This window comes from Streptomyces sp. NPDC101110, from assembly GCF_044759525.1.
Lineage (GTDB): Bacteria > Actinomycetota > Actinomycetes > Streptomycetales > Streptomycetaceae > Streptomyces.
Window position 1 is genome coordinate 117,112 of sequence record NZ_JBIVZM010000010.1, and the last position, 16,925, is coordinate 134,036.

General features: G+C 72.1%; 18 protein-coding genes. 10 read left to right on the forward strand and 8 right to left on the reverse strand.

Going from position 1 to position 16,925, the window contains the following annotated elements; all coding sequences use genetic code 11:
- Positions 1-68 precede the first annotated feature (68 nt).
- Positions 69-668, reverse strand: coding sequence for a TIGR03086 family metal-binding protein (locus ACIQU3_RS23585; protein WP_403730179.1), 600 nt, complete (start codon positions 666-668; stop codon positions 69-71).
- Between the two features lie 143 nt (positions 669-811).
- On the opposite strand from ACIQU3_RS23585, the gene ACIQU3_RS23590 reads away from it, so the two are divergent.
- Entirely contained in the window at positions 812-1,267 is a 456-nt protein-coding gene (locus ACIQU3_RS23590) for an SRPBCC domain-containing protein (protein ID WP_403927588.1), read from the forward strand.
- 88 nt (positions 1,268-1,355) lie between these two features.
- The gene (locus ACIQU3_RS23595) at positions 1,356-2,594 is read left to right on the forward strand and encodes an MFS transporter (RefSeq protein WP_403730173.1); all 1,239 of its coding nucleotides are present in this window, start codon (positions 1,356-1,358) and stop codon (positions 2,592-2,594) included.
- Here the strand turns inward: ACIQU3_RS23595 and ACIQU3_RS23600 are convergent.
- Together ACIQU3_RS23600 and ACIQU3_RS23605 are read right to left on the reverse strand one after the other, a co-directional pair.
- Positions 2,531-3,697: a hypothetical protein gene (locus ACIQU3_RS23600; protein WP_403730170.1), complete on the reverse strand. Its 1,167-nt coding sequence runs from the start codon at positions 3,695-3,697 to the stop codon at positions 2,531-2,533. The genes ACIQU3_RS23595 and ACIQU3_RS23600 overlap by 64 nt on opposite strands.
- A 19-nt stretch (positions 3,698-3,716) precedes the next feature.
- The gene (locus ACIQU3_RS23605; protein WP_403730167.1) at positions 3,717-4,658 is read right to left on the reverse strand and encodes a 5-dehydro-4-deoxyglucarate dehydratase; all 942 of its coding nucleotides are present in this window, start codon (positions 4,656-4,658) and stop codon (positions 3,717-3,719) included.
- Between the two features lie 253 nt (positions 4,659-4,911).
- Between ACIQU3_RS23605 and ACIQU3_RS23610 the strand changes: the two genes are divergently transcribed.
- From ACIQU3_RS23610 to ACIQU3_RS23645, 8 genes are all read left to right on the forward strand, one after another.
- Positions 4,912-5,721: an NAD-dependent epimerase/dehydratase family protein gene (locus ACIQU3_RS23610; protein WP_403730164.1), complete on the forward strand. Its 810-nt coding sequence runs from the start codon at positions 4,912-4,914 to the stop codon at positions 5,719-5,721.
- 319 nt (positions 5,722-6,040) lie between these two features.
- On the forward strand, positions 6,041-6,808 hold the full coding sequence (locus tag ACIQU3_RS23615) for a DeoR/GlpR family DNA-binding transcription regulator (RefSeq protein WP_403927590.1): 768 nt from the start codon (positions 6,041-6,043) through the stop codon (positions 6,806-6,808).
- A gap of 80 nt (positions 6,809-6,888) precedes the next feature.
- Positions 6,889-8,262 carry an ABC transporter substrate-binding protein gene (locus ACIQU3_RS23620; RefSeq protein ID WP_403927593.1) on the forward strand — a complete coding sequence of 458 codons (1,374 nt, stop codon included), beginning with the start codon at positions 6,889-6,891 and terminating at the stop codon, positions 8,260-8,262.
- Complete coding sequence (locus ACIQU3_RS23625) at positions 8,259-9,200, forward strand: carbohydrate ABC transporter permease (RefSeq protein ID WP_403730156.1); 942 nt, start codon at positions 8,259-8,261, stop codon at positions 9,198-9,200. The genes ACIQU3_RS23620 and ACIQU3_RS23625 overlap by 4 nt, the downstream gene beginning before the upstream one ends.
- Complete coding sequence (locus ACIQU3_RS23630) at positions 9,197-10,021, forward strand: carbohydrate ABC transporter permease (RefSeq protein WP_403730153.1); 825 nt, start codon at positions 9,197-9,199, stop codon at positions 10,019-10,021. The genes ACIQU3_RS23625 and ACIQU3_RS23630 overlap by 4 nt, the downstream gene beginning before the upstream one ends.
- Positions 10,018-11,007: a zinc-dependent alcohol dehydrogenase family protein gene (locus tag ACIQU3_RS23635; RefSeq protein ID WP_403927596.1), complete on the forward strand. Its 990-nt coding sequence runs from the start codon at positions 10,018-10,020 to the stop codon at positions 11,005-11,007. The genes ACIQU3_RS23630 and ACIQU3_RS23635 overlap by 4 nt, the downstream gene beginning before the upstream one ends.
- 76 nt (positions 11,008-11,083) lie before the next feature.
- A complete protein-coding gene (locus ACIQU3_RS23640) occupies positions 11,084-11,305 on the forward strand; it encodes a hypothetical protein (RefSeq protein WP_403730146.1) in 222 nt (73 codons plus the stop codon).
- A gap of 64 nt (positions 11,306-11,369) precedes the next feature.
- A complete protein-coding gene (locus ACIQU3_RS23645; protein ID WP_403730500.1) occupies positions 11,370-12,563 on the forward strand; it encodes a TerD family protein in 1,194 nt (397 codons plus the stop codon).
- Between the two features lie 48 nt (positions 12,564-12,611).
- Here the strand turns inward: ACIQU3_RS23645 and ACIQU3_RS23650 are convergent, their stop codons facing one another.
- From ACIQU3_RS23650 to ACIQU3_RS23670, 5 genes are all read right to left on the reverse strand, one after another.
- Positions 12,612-13,193 (reverse strand): TetR/AcrR family transcriptional regulator, encoded by a 582-nt coding sequence (locus ACIQU3_RS23650; RefSeq protein ID WP_403730143.1) that lies wholly within the window; start codon positions 13,191-13,193, stop codon positions 12,612-12,614.
- Positions 13,194-13,371: 178 nt separating this feature from the next.
- Complete coding sequence (locus ACIQU3_RS23655) at positions 13,372-14,409, reverse strand: LacI family DNA-binding transcriptional regulator (RefSeq protein ID WP_403730140.1); 1,038 nt, start codon at positions 14,407-14,409, stop codon at positions 13,372-13,374.
- A gap of 240 nt (positions 14,410-14,649) precedes the next feature.
- Positions 14,650-15,054 carry a VOC family protein gene (locus ACIQU3_RS23660; RefSeq protein ID WP_403730137.1) on the reverse strand — a complete coding sequence of 135 codons (405 nt, stop codon included), beginning with the start codon at positions 15,052-15,054 and terminating at the stop codon, positions 14,650-14,652.
- A gap of 114 nt (positions 15,055-15,168) precedes the next feature.
- Positions 15,169-16,185: a 1-aminocyclopropane-1-carboxylate deaminase gene (locus tag ACIQU3_RS23665; RefSeq protein WP_403927599.1), complete on the reverse strand. Its 1,017-nt coding sequence runs from the start codon at positions 16,183-16,185 to the stop codon at positions 15,169-15,171.
- Positions 16,186-16,229: 44 nt separating this feature from the next.
- On the reverse strand, positions 16,230-16,871 hold the full coding sequence (locus ACIQU3_RS23670; protein WP_403730130.1) for a GntR family transcriptional regulator: 642 nt from the start codon (positions 16,869-16,871) through the stop codon (positions 16,230-16,232).
- Positions 16,872-16,925: the final 54 nt, after the last annotated feature.

Sequence of the window (16,925 nt, forward strand, 5' to 3'; positions counted from 1 at the left end):
GTTCGTCAATGCTTCCGGCAGAGGAAGGTGAAATCGCTTTCTGCCAAGGGGGGACAGGAGGGTGCGTTCTACGCGGAGCGCTCCCACCCCGGGTCCCGCCCGCTCAGCCCGATCGCACGGTCCAGCAGGGGCGCGTCCGCGTCGACGGTGACGACCGGGCCGAAGACTGCGTCGCGCCCCGGGTCGTCGACGGAGGCGGCGAGGAAGTCGTGGCAGGCCCGCAGTGCGGCCGGGTCGGGGGTGTACCGCTGCCCGGTGGCTCGGGCCAGGTCCCAGCCGTGCACGACCAGTTCGTCGGTGGCGACGAGCCCGGCGACCTCGCCGGGCAGGTCGACACCCCCGGCCCGGGTCATGCCGGTCCGGGCGGCCGGGTCGCGCCAGGCCTCACCCAGTTCGGCGAGGACCCCGGGCAGTTCCTCGCGCCAGCCGGGCGAAAGCTCCGGCAGCGCGGAGCCCGGGCCGGTGTCGGTGGTGGCGCCGAGGTCCTTGCGGGCGGCGTCCCGGAAGGCGACGGCCAGTCCCGCCAGGTGGCCGAGCAGATGCCGCACCTCGTACGCGGGGCAGGGCGTCGGATCGGCCAGCTGTTCGTCGGTGACTCCGGCCACGAGCTGCGCCACCACCTCCGCCTGGGGGCCGAGGTCGAGGGTCGTCCCGGTGATGTCGGTCATGCCTGCTCCTCGGAAGTACGGTCCTGGAAGGTGGACCGACGCGGGCCGCGGAACTCATCGCTCCGGAATCGTGGACCCCGGCCGGCCTTCCTAAAATGTGCAGAGGAGTCATTCCAGGCACCCGCGGTGGCAGGTGGTGCGTCATGGCACAGGACGGCGAGCTGAGACTGCATCTGGAGTACGAGCTGGCGGACGAGCCCACGCGCGTGTTCCGAGAGCTGACCGATCCGCTGGAAGTGGCGCGCTGGTGGGGTCCGGACGGGTTCAGCACCCCGAGCGTGGAGATCGACCTCCGCCCTGGCGGCGCCTACCGGATCGCGATGCAGCCCCCGGAAGGCGAGCTCTTCCACCTGGTGGGCGAATACATCGACGTCGATCCTCCGGTGGGCCTGGCGTACACCTTCCGCTGGGAGGATCCCGATCCCGAGGACCGGGAGACGGTGGTGACGCTGTCGGTGTACGACGCCAACGTCAGACAGTCCCAGCTCATCCTCGACCAGGGTGACTTCGCCACCGAGCGGCGGCGGGCTCTCCACGAGGAGGGCTGGGTTCAGAGCCTCGGCAAGCTCGGGGAGATGCTCGCCTCGCAATGGGACTGATCACCGCCTCCCGCCTGCCCCGTGCCGGCGGCAAATAAGGCACTCTCCCGATCCGCGGGCACGGCCCTTAGTCCCACGATGGCCGGGTATGACGACCAAGACGACCCGGCCTCTCGTGCGCGTCCTGGGCGACCGTGACGCGGGGCTCTACCTCTGCGGCGTGGTGGTCTCCGGCTTCGGCACCTCGGCCCTGTGGCCGGCGTCCGGCGTGTGGGTGAAGGACCTGACCGGCTCGGACGGCCTGGCCGCGCTGTGCATGCTCGCCATGTGGCTGCCGACCCTGGCCGGGCCGCTGCTGGGCACCCTCGCCGACCGCTGCCGCCGCAGACCCCTGCTGATCGGCGCGAACCTGCTGCTCGCCGCCCTCCTGCTCGCCCTCCTGGGCGTCGGCACCCCGGGCGACCTGTGGCTGCTGTACACGGTGCTGTTCGTGTACGGCGCGGTGGGCGTCGTCCACGACGCGGCCGAGTCGGCGCTCGTGGCCAGCGCGATCGAGCCGTCCCTGCTGGGCGACTTCAACGGACTGCGCATGACCGCCAACGAAGGCATGAAGCTCCTGGCCCCGCTGGCGGGCGCGGGCCTCTACGCGGCGTACGGCGGCGCGGGCGTCGCCCTCCTGGACGCGGCGACGTTCGTGCTGGCCGCGGGGCTGTGCGCGATGCTGCGGGTACGGGAGAGCCGGTATGCGCGCCCCACCGGCAGCCGTCGGCAGCGCACCACGGCGGGCGCCCGGCACCTGTGGGCTCACCCCGTGCTGCGCCCCCTGGTCCTGGCGGGCGCCGTCATGATGCTGTGCGCCGGCCTGAACGGGGCCATGGTGTACGCCGTCGTCGACGACCTCGGGCACTCCCCCGCGTACACCGGCGTGCTGTACGCCGTGCAGGGCGCCGGTTCCGTCGCGGTCGGCCTGCTTTGCGGTCCCGGCCTGCGCCGGCTGGGGGCGCGGCGCTTCGCGGCATCCGGCATCGCCCTGCTGGCTCTGGCGACGGCGCTTCGGGCGGTGCCGTCCGACCCGGTGGCGCTGGTGTGCGGCGCGGCGATCGGCATGGGGCTGCCCGCGGTGCTGATCGCGGCGCTGACGTCCGTGCAGCGCGAGACACCGGGCGCGCTGCTGGGCCGGGTCACCGCCACCGCCCACACCCTGGTGTACGCACCGAACGTGGTCGGGCTGGCCGCCGGAGCGGCCCTGGTCGAACCGGTGAGCCACCGGCTGGTGCTGGTGGCCCTGGGCGTGGCCCTGCTGGTGACGGCTGCCGCGCTGGGTCAGAGCCCGGCGAGGGCTGAGCGGACGGCCCCCAGGTCGTCGTCGGACGCCAGTCCGGCGTGATACAGCCGCAGTTCGCCGGCTCCTTGCCGGCGTGCCCCGTCGGCGTCGGCGGCGAGGGTCCCGGGGCTGCCGCCCATGCCCGCGACGACGGGGAAGTTGGCGGCGATGACGGCGCCCTCGCGGTCCTGCCGCGCGAACGGCGTCAGTGTGCCGGTGCCGCCCGCGCAGGGCACCACCACACCGTCCGCCACGGACAGGATGTGCGCCGGGTCGACCCCCGGGTTGGCCCCGACGTGGTACGACACCGGATCCGCGTGCAGCAGCACCTGGAAGCCGTCGGGAGCGGCCGCCCGGACCGCCGCCACGGCCTGCTCCTGGAGGGTGCGGGCGGTTTCGTCGCGGTACGCGCGCGTGGTGTTCGCGAGGGACTCGCCGAGGAGCTTCTCGATGCCCGGCCAGCCCCCGCCGGAGGGCGCCGCCCCCTGCCAGACCGGCTCCAGCGCGGCCCGTACGGCGGCCGCCAGCTCGTCGGGGTCCAGGCCGTGCCGGCCGTAGCCCTCGCGGCAGGACGGGCAGAAGCAGAGCGCCATCAGATACTGTCCGGCCTCCCCGAGCCCGACGCCGCCGGTCTTGTCGTGGGCGTGCAGATGCTCCAGGCCGTACCAGCCGAGGGACTCCAGCTCGGTGCCACGCGCCCCGGGCCGGACGGCCGCCTCGGCCGCCAGGTCGGTCAGGTACGCGCGCGTGGCGGGCTGCGCGATGCACGGCGCCCAGGGGTAGCGATCGCCGTAGGCGTTGACGACCGAGGTGCCGGGGTGCTCGGCGCCCAGGCGGGAGTTGTGCGCGAGGACGACCCAGGTGTGCACCTCCAGCCCCGCCTCGGCGAGGGCGGTGGCGGCCTCGCCGAAGGCGTCACCGGGGGCCCAGTCACCGGCGGGGCAGGGGCGCAGCTCCCGGCCCTCCCAGCGGTCGTCCGCCGGGTACAGCACGGCGGCGTGCTCGGCGGTGACGATGCGGTGGCGCGGGTGGCGGGGTGTGAGGGCGCGCGTGGAGTGGTAGGCGGCGGCGAGCGTCACCTGCGCGACGCCGAGCGCGGCGATCCGCGCGGGTGCCGCCGGGTCGCCGTTGACATCCCAGGGGTAGACGAATGTCGACGCCTTCACTTGGTCTCCTCCAGCAGCTTCACTTGCTCTCCTCCAGCAGCGCGTAGCCCCGCTCGATCACGTCGGCGAGCTGTTTCACATGGTCCTCGTCCGGTTCGTGCAGCGGAGGCCGCACCTCCCCGACGTCCAGGCCGCGCAGCCGTACACCCGCTTTGACCAGCGCGACCGCGTAGCCGCGGCCCTGGGAGCGCAGCTCGACGAACGGGCGGTAGAAACCGTCCAGCAGCTTCTCCACGGTGGCGTCGTCACCGGACCTGAGGGCCTGGTGGAAGGCGAGGGCGATCTCCGGGGCGAAGCAGAACACGGCGGACGAGTAGAGCGTGACGCCGAGGGCGCGGTAGGCGAGCTGGGTCTGTTCGGCGGTCGGCAGGCCGTTGAAATAGAGGAAGTCGCCGGGGGCCTCGGTGCGGACGGCGCTGATGACGCGCTGCATGAGGTCGAGGTCGCCGAGCCCGTCCTTGAGGCCGATGATCCCGTCCGAGCGGGCGAGTTCGACGACCGTCCCGGGGGTGAACACGGCGTTGTCGCGCTGGTAGACGATGACCGGCAGGGCGGTCGCGGCGGCCACCTCGCGGTAGTGCCGCAGCAGCCCCTCCTGCCCGGCGACGACGAGGTAGGGCGGCATGGCGAGCAGGCCGTCCGCTCCGGCGGCCTCGGCGAGGCGGGCGTAGCGCACGGCGAGGGCGGTGCCGTAGCCGGCGCCGGCGACGACGGGCACGCGCCCGTCGGTGGCCTCGACGGCGGCCCGGACACAGGCCTCGAACTCCTCGGGTGTCAGCGCGTGGAACTCGCCGGTGCCGCAGCAGGCGAACACGGCGGCGGCTCCGGCCTCCACTCCGCGCCGGACGTGCGCGCGGAAGGTGTCGAGGTCCACGGAGCCGTCGGGGCCGTAGGCGGTGACCGGGAAGAACAGCGGTCCGCTGGGGATGTCGAGTCGAGCGGCGAGAGGGGCTGACGTCACGAGCTCTCCCGGTTCCATATTCATGATTGGCGTCTATATTTCTGAACGACACCACGCTAAGGCGCCCTCTCGGCGCCGGTCAAGCGTGCGCACCCGCGACGCACCTGCGGATTCACCCACTCCGCGCCATACTTGACGGGTTCCGCCCCGCCTCCTTAGCGTGTCCACGCATATGAATGCTGTGCGCTCATGTGCACGCTGGTGATCAGCATGCTTTGCGATCAGCACGGTTGGCGATCAAGGAGACCCGAGGATGCCCGCTCCCCGCACCGTCCTGCTCACCGGAGCCGCCGGCGGCCTCGGCACCCTGATGCGGGACCTGCTCCCGGCCTACGGCTACGACCTGCGCCTGCTGGATTTGCGCCCGATCGAGGGCGAGCCCGAGGCGATCACCGCCGACCTGGCCGACCGGGACGCCGTGCGCGAGGCGGTCCGGGGCGTCGACGCGATCCTCCACCTCGCGGGCATCTCCCTCGAGGCGCCCTTCGAGAAGATCCTCAAGGCCAACATCGAGGGCACCTACCACCTGTACGAGGCCGCCCGCGAGGAGGGCGTCGGCCGGATCGTCTTCGCCTCCTCCAACCACGCCGTCGGCTACACCCCGCGCCCCCGGGGCGACGACCCCCTCATCCCGGTCGACACCCCGCGCCGCCCGGACACCTTCTACGGCCTGTCCAAGTGCTTCGGCGAGGACCTCGCGCAGCTCTACTGGGACAGGCACGGCCTGGAGACGGTCTCGGTGCGCATCGGCTCCTGCTTCCCCGAGCCGACCAGTGTGCGCATGCTCTCGGTGTGGATGAGCCCCGCCGACGGCGCCCGCCTCTTCCACGCGGCCCTGACCGCCGAGCACGTCGGCCACACCGTCGTCCACGGCTCCTCCGCCAACACCCGCCTGTGGTGGGACCTCGGCACCGCCCGGGCGCTCGGCTACGAACCGCAGGACGACTCCGAGCCCTACGCCGAGAAGCTCATCGCCGAGCAGGGCGAACTGCAGGACGGCAACGAGGCGCACGCCTGCCTCGGCGGCCAGTTCGTGACGGACCCGCCGATCTGGCCGTACTGACCGGAAAGAGTCCCCACGGCGGCGGGCGGGCAGCGAACGGGCCCGCCCGCAGGCGTATCCGGGCGCGAGCCGTGCCCCGGCCGTGGGCGCGACAGCGCCACGCCCCGGGGCGCGGGGAACTGCGCGACCAGCCACAACGCACCCGCAGACGGCCGCGGCCACCCCGCGGGACGCCGCGCGTCCACACGACCGAACGGGCACATCCGGGCAGGATCACGCCCGCAACAGACCTGGCCACCACGGAACACCCCCTGTAGAACTTCCCCAAGGCCCGACCGAGGGCCCGAACGGGCAGCACGGCAGGAAGGCGGTGACGGCCATGAACATGACCGCGGAAGAACGCCAGCGGGAAATCGTACGGACCGCCCGCACCACCGGCTCCGTCGACGTCACCACGCTCGCCACCGAGCTGGGCGTCGCCAAGGAGACCGTACGCAGGGACCTGCGCGTCCTGGAGGACCACGGCCTGCTCCGCCGCACCCACGGCGGCGCCTATCCCGTGGAGAGTGCCGGCTTCGAGACGACGCTCGCCTTCCGCGCCACCAGCCACGTCCCCGAGAAGAGGCGCGTCGCGGCCGCCGCGGCCGAACTCCTCGGTGACGCCGAGACCGTCTTCGTCGACGAGGGCTACACCCCGCAGCTCATCGCCGAAGCACTCCCCCGGGACCGGCCGCTGACGGTGGTCACCGCCTCCCTGCCGGTCGCGGGCGCCCTCGCCGAGGCCGAGCACGTCTGCGTACTGCTGCTCGGCGGCCGGGTGCGGCGCGGCACCCTCGCCACCGTCGACCACTGGACGACGAAGATGCTGTCCGGCTTCGTCGTCGACCTGGCGTTCATCGGCGCCAACGGCATCTCCCGCGAACACGGCCTCACCACCCCCGACCCGGCCGTCAGCGAGGTCAAGGCACAGGCCATCCGGGCCGCCCGGCGCGTGGTCTTCGCAGGCGTGCACACCAAGTTCGGAGCCGTCAGTTTCTGCCGGTTCGCCGAGGTCGGCGCGCTGGAGACGATCGTGACGAGCACCCTGCTCCCGGCCTCCGAGGCTCACCGCTACTCACTGCTCGGACCTCAGGTCATCCGCGTCTGACCCACCCCTCCTCTGTCACCACGGGGCGCAGCCGCGCCCTGTTGCGCCCCTTATCTCCCCATACATTCCAGGAGCGATCCATGCGAACCCAGAGCCGACGACGGCCACCGCGAGCCCCGCTCGCCCTGGCCGCCGCAGGGACGCTGCTCGCCCCGCTGCTCTCCGGCTGCTGGGTCGGCGCGGGCGGGGCCGGATCCGGCGGCGACGCCATCAACGTCCTCATGGTCAACAACCCCCAGATGGTCGAGCTGCAGAAGCTGACCCGCGCCCACTTCACCCGGGAGACGGGCATCAAGGTCAACTTCACGGTCCTGCCCGAGAACGACGTCCGCGACAAGATCAGCCAGGACTTCGCCAACCAGGCCGGCCAGTACGACGTCGCCACCCTGTCCAACTACGAGATACCGATCTACGCCCGCAACGGCTGGCTGCGCGAGATGAACTCCTACGTCGCCAAGGACCCGGCGTACGACGAGCGGGACATCCTCAAACCGATGCGCCAGTCCCTCAGCGGCGACGACGGCAAGCTCTACGGCCAGCCCTTCTACGGCGAGTCGTCGTTCCTGATGTACCGCAAGGACGTGTTCGAGGAGAAGGGCCTGACGATGCCCGCGCGCCCCACCTGGCAGCAGGTGGCGGACCTCGCGGCGAAGACGGACGGCGCCGAACCGGGCATGAAGGGCATCTGCCTGCGCGGCCTGCCCGGCTGGGGCGAGGTGATGGCCCCGCTCACCACGGTCGTGAACACCTTCGGCGGCACCTGGTTCGACAAGGACTGGAAGGCACAGCTCGACTCCCCGGCCTTCGAAAAGGCGACGAAGTTCTATGTCGACCTGGTCCGTGAGCACGGCGAGTCCGGCGCCGCTCAGTCCGGCTTCGCCGAGTGCCTGAACAACATGACCCAGGGCAAGGTCGCCATGTGGTACGACGCCACCTCCGCGGCCGGATCCCTGGAGGCGGCGAACTCCCCTGTGAAGGGCAAGGTGGGTTACGCGCCCGCCCCCGTCGAGAGGACGAAGTCCTCCGGCTGGCTCTACACCTGGGCCTGGGGCATCCAGAAGGCCTCCCGCAACCCGGGCAACGCCTGGAAGTTCGTCTCCTGGGCGTCCGGCAAGGGCTACGAGCAGTTGGTCGGCGACCGGGTCGGCTGGTCGAACGTCCCGGCCGGCAAACGGGCGTCGACCTACGCCAACGCCGACTACCGAAAAGAGGCCGCCGCCTTCCAGGAGATGACCAAGGAGGCCATCGAAGGGGCCCGGCCCGACGATCCCGGCGTACAGCCGCGCCCCGCGCCCGGCATCCAGTTCGTCGGCATCCCCGAGTTCACCGACCTCGGCACCAAGGTCTCCCAGGAGATCAGCGCGGCCATCGCCGGACGCCAGTCCGTGGAGTCGGCCCTGACGAAGTCCCAGGCGCTCGCCGAGAAGATCTCCGAGGAGTACGAGGGACGATGACCGCCACGACAACGGCCCCCGTGGCCTCCCCCGAGATACGCAACCCGGTTCGCCGGCCCTCCGCCCGGCTGCGTGCCTGGGCCACCCGGGCCCCGCTGCTGCCCGCCCTGATCTTCATGATCGTCGTCACCCAGCTGCCCTTCGTGGCCACGCTGGTGATCTCCTTCTTCGACTGGAACGCCCTCTACCCCGACGCCCGGCACTTCACCGGGATCGACAACTACCAGGAGGTCCTCACCGATCCGGACCTGCGTCACTCGGTGTGGACGACGGTGCTCCTCACCGTGGCGGTGGTCCTGGCCAGCCTGGTCCTCGGACTCGTCCTCGCCCTGCTGCTGGACCGGAGGTTCCGCGGCCGCGGCATCGTCCGCACCCTGCTGATCGCGCCCTTCCTGGTGGTGCCGGTCGCCGCGGCCCTGCTCTGGAAGCATGTGCTCTACAACCCTGAATACGGCCTGCTCAATGGGTTGTTGCACTATGTGGGCGGTCCACAGCCCGACTGGATCTCCAACACACCGCTGCTCGCCGTCGAGGCGTCCCTCGTCTGGCAGTGGACACCGTTCATGATGCTGATCCTGCTCGCCGGGCTGCAGAGCCGCGACCACGAGCAGGTCGAGGCAGCCCGGGTCGACGGCGCGAACGACTGGCAGATCTTCGTCCATCTGACGCTGCCGCACCTGCGCCGCTACCTCGAACTGGGCGCCCTGCTGGGCTCGATCTACATCGTCCAGAACTTCGACGCGGTCTTCACGATCACGTCCGGCGGCCTCGGCACCGCCAACCTCCCCTACACCGTCTACCAGAGCTTCTACCAGGCCCACGAGAACGGCCTCGCATCGGCCGCGGGTGTCCTGGTGGTCATCGGCTCGATCGTCATCGCGACCTTCGCCCTGCGCGTGGTGTCGTCCCTGTTCCGCGAGGAGGTGTCCCGCGCATGAGCGTCGTACGCCGTAACGGCCTGGGCCTGCTGGCCTGGCTGGCCGGGCTCGTGTTCTTCCTGCCCATCGCGTGGATGGCGCTGACGTCGTTCCACTCGGAGTCCGACGCCGCGACCAATCCGCCCTCCTTCGCGGCCGCCCTCACGCTGGACGGCTACCGGGAGTTCTTCGGCGCGGGCGGCGGTGCGAGCCCCTGGCCGGCCCTGATCAACTCCACCGTCGCGTCCGTGGCCTCGACCCTGCTGGTCCTGCTGCTGGCCTTCCCGGCGGCCTACGCGCTGTCGATCAACCGGGTCCGCAAATGGACGGACGTGCTGTTCTTCTTCCTGTCCACCAAGATGCTGCCGGTCGTGGCGGGCCTGCTCCCGATCTACCTCTTCGCCAAGAACGCCGGGATGCTCGACAACATCTGGCTGCTGGTCGTCCTCTACACCTCCATGAACCTGCCGATCGCGGTGTGGATGATGCAGTCCTTCCTCGCCGAGATCCCGGTGGCGGTGATCGAGGCGGCGAAGGTGGACGGGGCCCGGCTGCCCACGATCCTCGCGCGCGTGGTCGCCCCGATCTCCCTCCCGGGTATCGCCGCGACCGCCCTGATCTGCTTCATCTTCAGCTGGAACGAGCTGCTGTTCGCCCGGGTGCTCACGGGCGTGGTCGCCGAGACCGCCCCCGTCTTCCTGACCGGCTTCATCACCAGCCAGGGCCTGTTCCTGGCGAAGGTGTGCGCCGCGTCGCTCGTCATCTCCCTGCCGGTGCTCGCCGCGGGGTTCGCCGCCCAGGACAAGCTGGTCCAGGGCCTGTCGTTGGGAGCCGTGAAATGAAGGCCGCCGTCATCGAGTCCGTGGGCAAGGCCGTCGTCGCCGAGGTCCCCGACCCGACGCCCGGCCCGCGCGAGGTCGTGGTCGAGGTCGCGGCCTGCGGCCTGTGCGGAACCGATCTGCACATCCTCCAGGGCGAGTTCGCCCCGAAGCTGCCGATCGTGCCCGGCCACGAGTTCGCCGGCGAGGTGGTCGGGGTGGGCACCCGGGTCACGGAACTCTCGGTGGGCGACCGGGTCGCGGTCGACCCGTCCCTGTACTGCTACGAGTGCCGCTACTGCCGCACCGGCCACAACAACCTCTGCGAACGCTGGGCGGCGATCGGCGTGACGACGGCCGGAGGCGCCGCGCAGTACGCCGTCGCCCCGGTGGCGAACTGCGTGAAGCTCCCCGACCACGTCCGCACCGAGGACGCGGCGCTCGTCGAGCCGCTCTCCTGCGCGGTGCGCGGCTACGACGTGCTCCGCTCCCGCCTCGGCGCGCACGTGCTGATCTACGGTTCCGGCACCATGGGCCTGATGATGCTGGAGCTGGCCAAGCGCACCGGGGCGGCGAGCGTGGACGTCGTCGACGTGAACCCGGCCCGCCTGGAGACGGCCCGCCGCCTCGGCGTCTCGGCGTCGGCGGCGAACCCCGACGAACTGGACCGCCCGCAGGGCTGGGACCTGGTCGTCGACGCCACGGGCAACGCTGCGGCGATCCAGGACGGCCTGGACCGGGTGGCCAAGGCGGGCACCTTCCTGCAGTTCGGCGTGGCCGACTACGCGACCCGCGTGACGATCGACCCGTACCGCATCTACAACCAGGAGATCACCATCACCGGCTCGATGGCGGTGCTGCACAGCTTCGAGCGGGCGGCGGAGCTGTTCGCGGGCGGCGTCCTCGACCCGCAGGTCTTCATCAGCGACCGCATACCGCTGGAGCGGTACCCGCAGGCACTGGAGCAGTTCGCGGCAGGAGTGGGCCGGAAGATCGTCGTCGTGCCGTAGCGGGGACGGGACCGCCGTGGGCGGGGGCAGGCGAAATTCGCTGGGGCGCCTGCCTCCCGCCCCGTACCCTCACGGCATGCCGAGACCTCATGGCTTCACCTACGAGCAGCACACCGGCGGAACGATCCGCATCAGCCACCACGGCCGCCCCGCCACCACCCTGAACGGCCCCCGGGCCGCGCGGTTCCTCGCCGAGGTCGAGACCTCCGACCCTCAGCTCGTCATGGCCCGCTGGACCGGCAACTACAAGCGCGGCAACGAGCGAACCGCCCGCAACCACCCGCGCAACCGCCGCTGACCCGATTGGCCGCAGGGTAAGGGAACGGCAAAGTCGCCTCGCTCGTTCACCCGGCATGACAGCTATGACCCCCGGCTCGAACATCCCCCTGTCCGCCGCCCGCGTGACGGTGGACGTCGCCGCCCCGGTGCGGCTCGACGTATCGGGCCTGCTGCTCACCGCCGACGGCAAGGTGCGCTCCGACGACGACTTCATCTTCTACAACCAGCCGTCGGGCCCGGGCGTGACGTACCGCTCGGGCGGCGGCAGCGCCCCCGACGCGATCACGGTCGACACGACGGCCCTCCCCGCCGGCATCGAGAAGATCGTCGTCACGGCGAGCCCGGACGCCGCGGGCCAGACCTTCCAGGGCATCGAGCCGACGGCCACGATCCGCAACGCGGACGACGGCTCCGTCCTGGCCACGTTCACACCGCCACAGCTCGGCAGCGAGACGGCCCTGGTGATCGTGGAGGTCTACCAGCGAGGCGGCCAGTGGAAGGCCCGGGCCGTCGGCCAGGGATACGCCAACGGCCTCGCGGGCATCGCCACGGACTTCGGAGTCACCGTGGAGGAGCCGGCCGCCGCCCCGCCCCAGCCGGTGTCCCCGCCCGCCCCCGCGCAGCCGCCCGCCCCGCCCGTCTCCGCCCCCGCCGCGCCCCCGGCCCCGGCCACACCTCCCCCGCCCGCGCCCGGCGCCGGGAAGATCAACCTCGACAAGGGCCGCGTCAGCCTCCAGAAAAACCAGACGGTCTCCCTGATCAAGGGCGGCCGCCCGCTGCTCTCCCAGGTCAGGATGGGTCTCGGCTGGGAGCCGGCGTACCGCGGCAAGGACATCGACCTGGACGCCTCGGTCATCGCCTACGGACCGCAGCGCAACCACATCGACAGCTGCTACTTCGGCAAGCTCCAGATCGTGGGCGGCGCCATCCGCCACTCCGGCGACAACCTCACGGGCGAGGGCGGCGGGGACGACGAGACCATCATGGTCGACCTCGGCCGCCTGCCCCAGGAGGTCACCGGCCTGGTCTTCACGGTCAACTCCTTCTCCGGCCAGAAGTTCACGGAGGTCGCCAAGGCCTACTGCCGCCTCCTGGACGGCACGACGGGCGAGGAGCTGGTCCGCTTCGACCTCACCTCCGCCGAGCCCCAGACCGGCGTCCTGATGGCCAAGCTCATCCGCCAGTTCTCCGGCGAGTGGGAGATGACGGCCATGGGCGACTTCGTGAAGTCCCGCACGGTCAGGGGGATGGTCAAGCCGGCGGCCCAGGCCCTGTAGGACACCGGAGCGGCCCCGGGGACGCCCCCGTACCAGGGGGCGTCCGGCTCACCGGGTCGCCGGCGCCGCTCCCAGCCCCTCCAGCAGCAGCGTCAGATAGCGCCGGACGTGCCGGTCCTCCCCGTCAGCGAGTTCCGACGCCGTCGCCACCCCGTGCGCCAGCCGCAACACGTCGATCGCCTCGACGTCCGCCCGCAGCGTGCCCTCGGCCTGCGCCGCCCCGACCAGCCGCCCCGCCGCCGCCTTGACGGAGTCGCCGCAGGCCGGGTTCACCAGGGATCCCGAGTCGGTGACGGCCGGGCCCAGCAGCGCCTTCAGTCCCCGCATCCGGATCATCCCGACGCCCAGTTCGTACAGCCACTCCCGCAGCGCCTGGCCCGGCGGCAGTTCGTCCGCGAGCACCCCGGCCCGGGCCGCGATCGCCTCCACGCGGTCCAGACAAGCGGCCTCCAGCAGCGCCTGCCGGGTCGGGAAGTGCCGGTACAGCGTGCCTGAGCCGACCCCGGCGCGCTTGGCGATGTCGTCGAGCGAGGCGCCTTCCCCGTGCTCGGCGAACGCCTCGACGGCCACCCTCAGCAGCCGCTCGTGGTTGCGCCGGGCATCCGCCCGCATGGGCCTGACCTGCGCCACGCGACCACTCCTCACCGACCGGGGATTCTCTCCGCACTCTACCGAGACGACCGACCGGCCCCCGTCCCCTGCATCTTCCTCACCCCCGCCGCCGGGTCCCGCAGGGTCGAGGAAGGGGCGCGGCAGGGACGCGGCAGATGTGCCGCAGGGCCAACGAGCACGCGTCGCCCCCTTGTGCTCAGGCGGAGTCGCGCACCACGAGTTCGGGTGTCACCCACGCCTCAGCGCCCCGCAGTGGCTCCTCACCCGCGCGCAGCCGGGCCACCTGTTCCACGGCCAGTCGTCCCAGCTGCCGCTTGTCGATGTGCAGGGTGGTCAGGGCGGGTTCGACCAGCTCGCCCAAGGAGAGACCGTCGAAGCCGAGCACGGCCAGGTCGTCCGGAACGCCGCGGCCCCGTCGGCGGGCGGTGCGCATCGCCCCGATCGCGATCAGGTCGTTGAAGCCGAAGACCGCGGTGACCTCGGGCCGCCGGGCCAGCAGCCGTTCCATGCCGGCCTCGCCGCCCGCGACGCTGTGCTCGGGGCATATCACGACCCAGTCCTCGTCGACCGGCAGACCGAGCCGCCTGGCCTGCTCCAGGAAGGCCTGCCTGCGGGGTCCGGGGCGGTGCACGCCGTCCAGCATGCCGATCCTGCGGTGACCTGCGTGGAACAGATGGTTCATGCCCTGTTCGACGCCCGCACCGGCGTCGATGCCGACGGCCGCGAACCGGGTCTGCTGCGGGCCGCGCTCCAGCAACACCAGCGGCACGCCCCCGAGATGCCGGGTGAGCACGTCGTCCGGGTCCCTGAAGTAGCCCACGACCGCGTCCGCCTGGTGGGAGAGCACGTCGAGCGCCGCCCGCTCCCGGGCCTCGTCGATCCGGGAGTCCCACACCACGACCTGCCAGCCGCGCTGCTCGGCCGCCTCCAGCACCCCGGCGGCCACTTCGGGGAAGAAGGGGTTGCGCAGGTCCGGGATGACCAGGCCGGCCGTCACGGCGCCCTTCTGCACGAGCCCGCGCGCGAACCGGCTCGGCCGGTAGTCGAGGATCCGCGCCGCCTCCAGGACCCGCTCCTTGGTGCCGGGGTCGATCTCACCCTTGTCGTTGACCGCCCGGGAGACCGTCTGCCGTGACACCCCGGCCAGGCGGGCGACGTCGTGGATCGTGGCCCGGCGCCGGACACCGTCGGGCCGCTCGGCGCCCGGCTCCACATGCTGATTGTCCGTCCGCACGTCCAGCACTGTATCCGGCGCGGGGCCGGCGCCCCGCGGGGCGGAGCGCGCCCGGGCCCGGTACGGCGCGAACGGGACGTGTCCGGGGGTGTCCGCCCGCAATGGCCGCCGCGACGACGAACCGTCAGCCGGCACTCGGGTCGAGCCCGCCGTTCCGGGGACGGACCCCTCCCGACGCGGAGACCCCCGGCTCGACGTCACGCGAAGACGCGCACCCCGCCCGCCGAACGCTCACACCCGTCAGCCGCCGAGCTCGGTGAACAGCGTCAGTTGCAGTGCGCCCGGGGCTTCGAGGCGGGAGTTCAGGGAGTTCCAGGGGGTCCGGGTCGGCTCGGCCACGACCTCCGCTCCCGCGGCGGCCAGCTTCGCCGTCGTGGCGACGGAGTCGTCCACCTGGAAGGCGACCCGGATGTGCCCGGCCACCCGCCGCCCCACCTCCACGTCGTCGATGAACGCGGCGTGGTTCGGATCGGTCAGCTCCAGCGTGGCCCGCCCGGCGTCGAGGATCGTGACCCGCCCGTCCTCCGAGGCGAACGCGCCCTGCTCGGGCAGCCCGAGCACGTCCCGGTAGAAGTGCAGCGCGGCGTCGTAGTCCTCGGCGGTCACGACCAGACGGAGTTCACGGACAGCGGGCTCGTCGGACATTGGGCACCTCCAGGCCGTCGGTTGTCCCGCACAACCCGGCGCCCCACCCGATGATTCCCGTACCGGCGATTCCGGCACCGGCCCACACCGACCCGGCTCCGCCCGGCCCGGCAGTCAGAACAACGCGCTGTACGCGTTCAGCGCCGGCTGACCGCCGAGGTGCGCGTAGAGCACCGTGGAATCGCGGCCGATCTCACCGTTCGACACCAGGTCGATCAGCCCGGCCATGGACTTGCCCTCGTAGACGGGGTCGGTCACCATCCCCTCCGTCCGGGCCGCGAGCCGCATCGCCGCGAGCGTCGTCTCGTCGGGGACGCCGTAGACGCCCGCGTGGTACCGCTCGTCGAGTTCGACGTCGGACTCGGTCAGCTCGCGCTTCAGGCCGATGAGCCCGCCGGTGCGGTGGGCGATCCGGGCGATCTGGGCCCGGGTGGCGGCCGGTTTCGCCGAGGCGTCGATGCCGAGCACCCGCCGGGGCCGCCCGCCCGCCTCCTCCAGCGCGGCGAACCCGGCGACCATGCCGGCCTGGGTCGACCCGGTCACCGAGCACACCACGACGGTGTCGAAGAAGGCGCCCAGCTCCCGTTCCTGCTGCACCACCTCATGCGCCCAGGCGGCGAAACCCAGCCCGCCAAGGGGATGGTCGGAGGCGCCGGCCGGAATGGCGTACGGCTTCCCGCCGCCCTCCTCGACCTCCCTGAGCGCCTGCTCCCAGCTCTCCTTGAAGCCGATGCCGAATCCGGCCTTCACCAGCCGCACATCGGCCCCGGCGAGCCTGCTGATGAGGATGTTGCCGACCTTGTCGTACACGGCGTCGGGCCAGTCCACCCAACTCTCCTGCACGAGGACGCACTTGAGTCCGGCCCGGGCGGCGACGGCCGCGACCTGGCGGGTGTGGTTGGACTGCACGCCACCGATCGACACGAGGGTGTCGCAGCCCTGGGCGAGCGCGTCGGCGACCAGGTACTCCAGCTTGCGGGTCTTGTTCCCGCCGTACGCGACGCCGGAGTTGCAGTCCTCGCGCTTGGCCCAGAGGGAGGCCCCACCGAGGTGCTCGGTGAGCCGCTCCAGACGGTGGACGGGCGAGGGCCCGAAGAGCAGGGGGTAACGCCGGTAGGCGGAAAGGGGCACGGGTCCTCCCAGGGTCGGGTCGGGGCCGGGCGCGTGGCCCGGCCTCAGTCGGCGAGCTCTTCGAGCCCCCGCCAGATCTCCGCCGTGACGCTGACCGCCCCGTCCACGTCACCGGCCGCGCAGGCCTCGATCAGGCGCTCGTGCAGCCCCGCGGATCGGCAGCTGCCGCCCTCGCCGAAGCGCCTGCGCTCGAGGCGGCGGATGAGCGGGGTGTAGCGGGCGACGGTCGCGGCTGCCGCGCGGTTGCCGCTCACCCGGACGAGGACGTCGTGCAGCTCGTCATCGGCCCGCAGCGCCGCATCCACGTCTCCGGTGGCGACGGCGGCGGCGAACCGTCCGTTGGCGGCGCGCATCGCCGTGACGTCGGCGGCACCCAGCCGGGGAACGGCCGTCCTCGTCGCCAGTTCGTGCAGGGCTCCGACCACGGCGGCGGCGTCCCGGACGTCGGCCGCGACCAGCGGGGTCACCCGGGTGTAGCTCTGCGGCTTGCTCTCCAGCAGCCCCTCGTCCACCAGACGGGAGAACGCCTCCCGCACCGGCGCCCGGGACAGCCCGAGCCGCCCCGCGAGGTCGGCGTCCCGCACCACCGCGCCGGGCTCGATCTCCCCGGCGACGATGGCGTCCCGGATCGCCGCGTACGCCCGGTCCCTGAGCAGGGTGCGGGGCACGGGCCGGATGGCTTCCATGAACTGAAATGTTAGATGTCAGTACACCGCTCAACAAGATGCGCGCACCGAGCC

What these genes read in the sequence shown, in the direction of transcription:
- ACIQU3_RS23660 (WP_403730137.1), bottom strand. Translation starts at nt 15,054, where the DNA reads ATGTCCGACGAGCCCGCTGTCCGTGAACTCCGTCTGGTCGTGACCGCC.
- ACIQU3_RS23670 (WP_403730130.1), bottom strand. Translation starts at nt 16,871, where the DNA reads ATGGAAGCCATCCGGCCCGTGCCCCGCACCCTGCTCAGGGACCGGGCG.
- ACIQU3_RS23640 (WP_403730146.1), top strand. Translation starts at nt 11,084, where the DNA reads ATGCCGAGACCTCATGGCTTCACCTACGAGCAGCACACCGGCGGAACG.
- ACIQU3_RS23615 (WP_403927590.1), top strand. Translation starts at nt 6,041, where the DNA reads ATGAACATGACCGCGGAAGAACGCCAGCGGGAAATCGTACGGACCGCC.
- ACIQU3_RS23645 (WP_403730500.1), top strand. Translation starts at nt 11,370, where the DNA reads ATGACCCCCGGCTCGAACATCCCCCTGTCCGCCGCCCGCGTGACGGTG.
- ACIQU3_RS23620 (WP_403927593.1), top strand. Translation starts at nt 6,889, where the DNA reads ATGCGAACCCAGAGCCGACGACGGCCACCGCGAGCCCCGCTCGCCCTG.
- ACIQU3_RS23585 (WP_403730179.1), bottom strand. Translation starts at nt 668, where the DNA reads ATGACCGACATCACCGGGACGACCCTCGACCTCGGCCCCCAGGCGGAG.
- ACIQU3_RS23595 (WP_403730173.1), top strand. Translation starts at nt 1,356, where the DNA reads ATGACGACCAAGACGACCCGGCCTCTCGTGCGCGTCCTGGGCGACCGT.
- ACIQU3_RS23610 (WP_403730164.1), top strand. Translation starts at nt 4,912, where the DNA reads ATGCCCGCTCCCCGCACCGTCCTGCTCACCGGAGCCGCCGGCGGCCTC.
- ACIQU3_RS23625 (WP_403730156.1), top strand. Translation starts at nt 8,259, where the DNA reads ATGACCGCCACGACAACGGCCCCCGTGGCCTCCCCCGAGATACGCAAC.
- ACIQU3_RS23630 (WP_403730153.1), top strand. Translation starts at nt 9,197, where the DNA reads ATGAGCGTCGTACGCCGTAACGGCCTGGGCCTGCTGGCCTGGCTGGCC.
- ACIQU3_RS23635 (WP_403927596.1), top strand. Translation starts at nt 10,018, where the DNA reads ATGAAGGCCGCCGTCATCGAGTCCGTGGGCAAGGCCGTCGTCGCCGAG.
- ACIQU3_RS23590 (WP_403927588.1), top strand. Translation starts at nt 812, where the DNA reads ATGGCACAGGACGGCGAGCTGAGACTGCATCTGGAGTACGAGCTGGCG.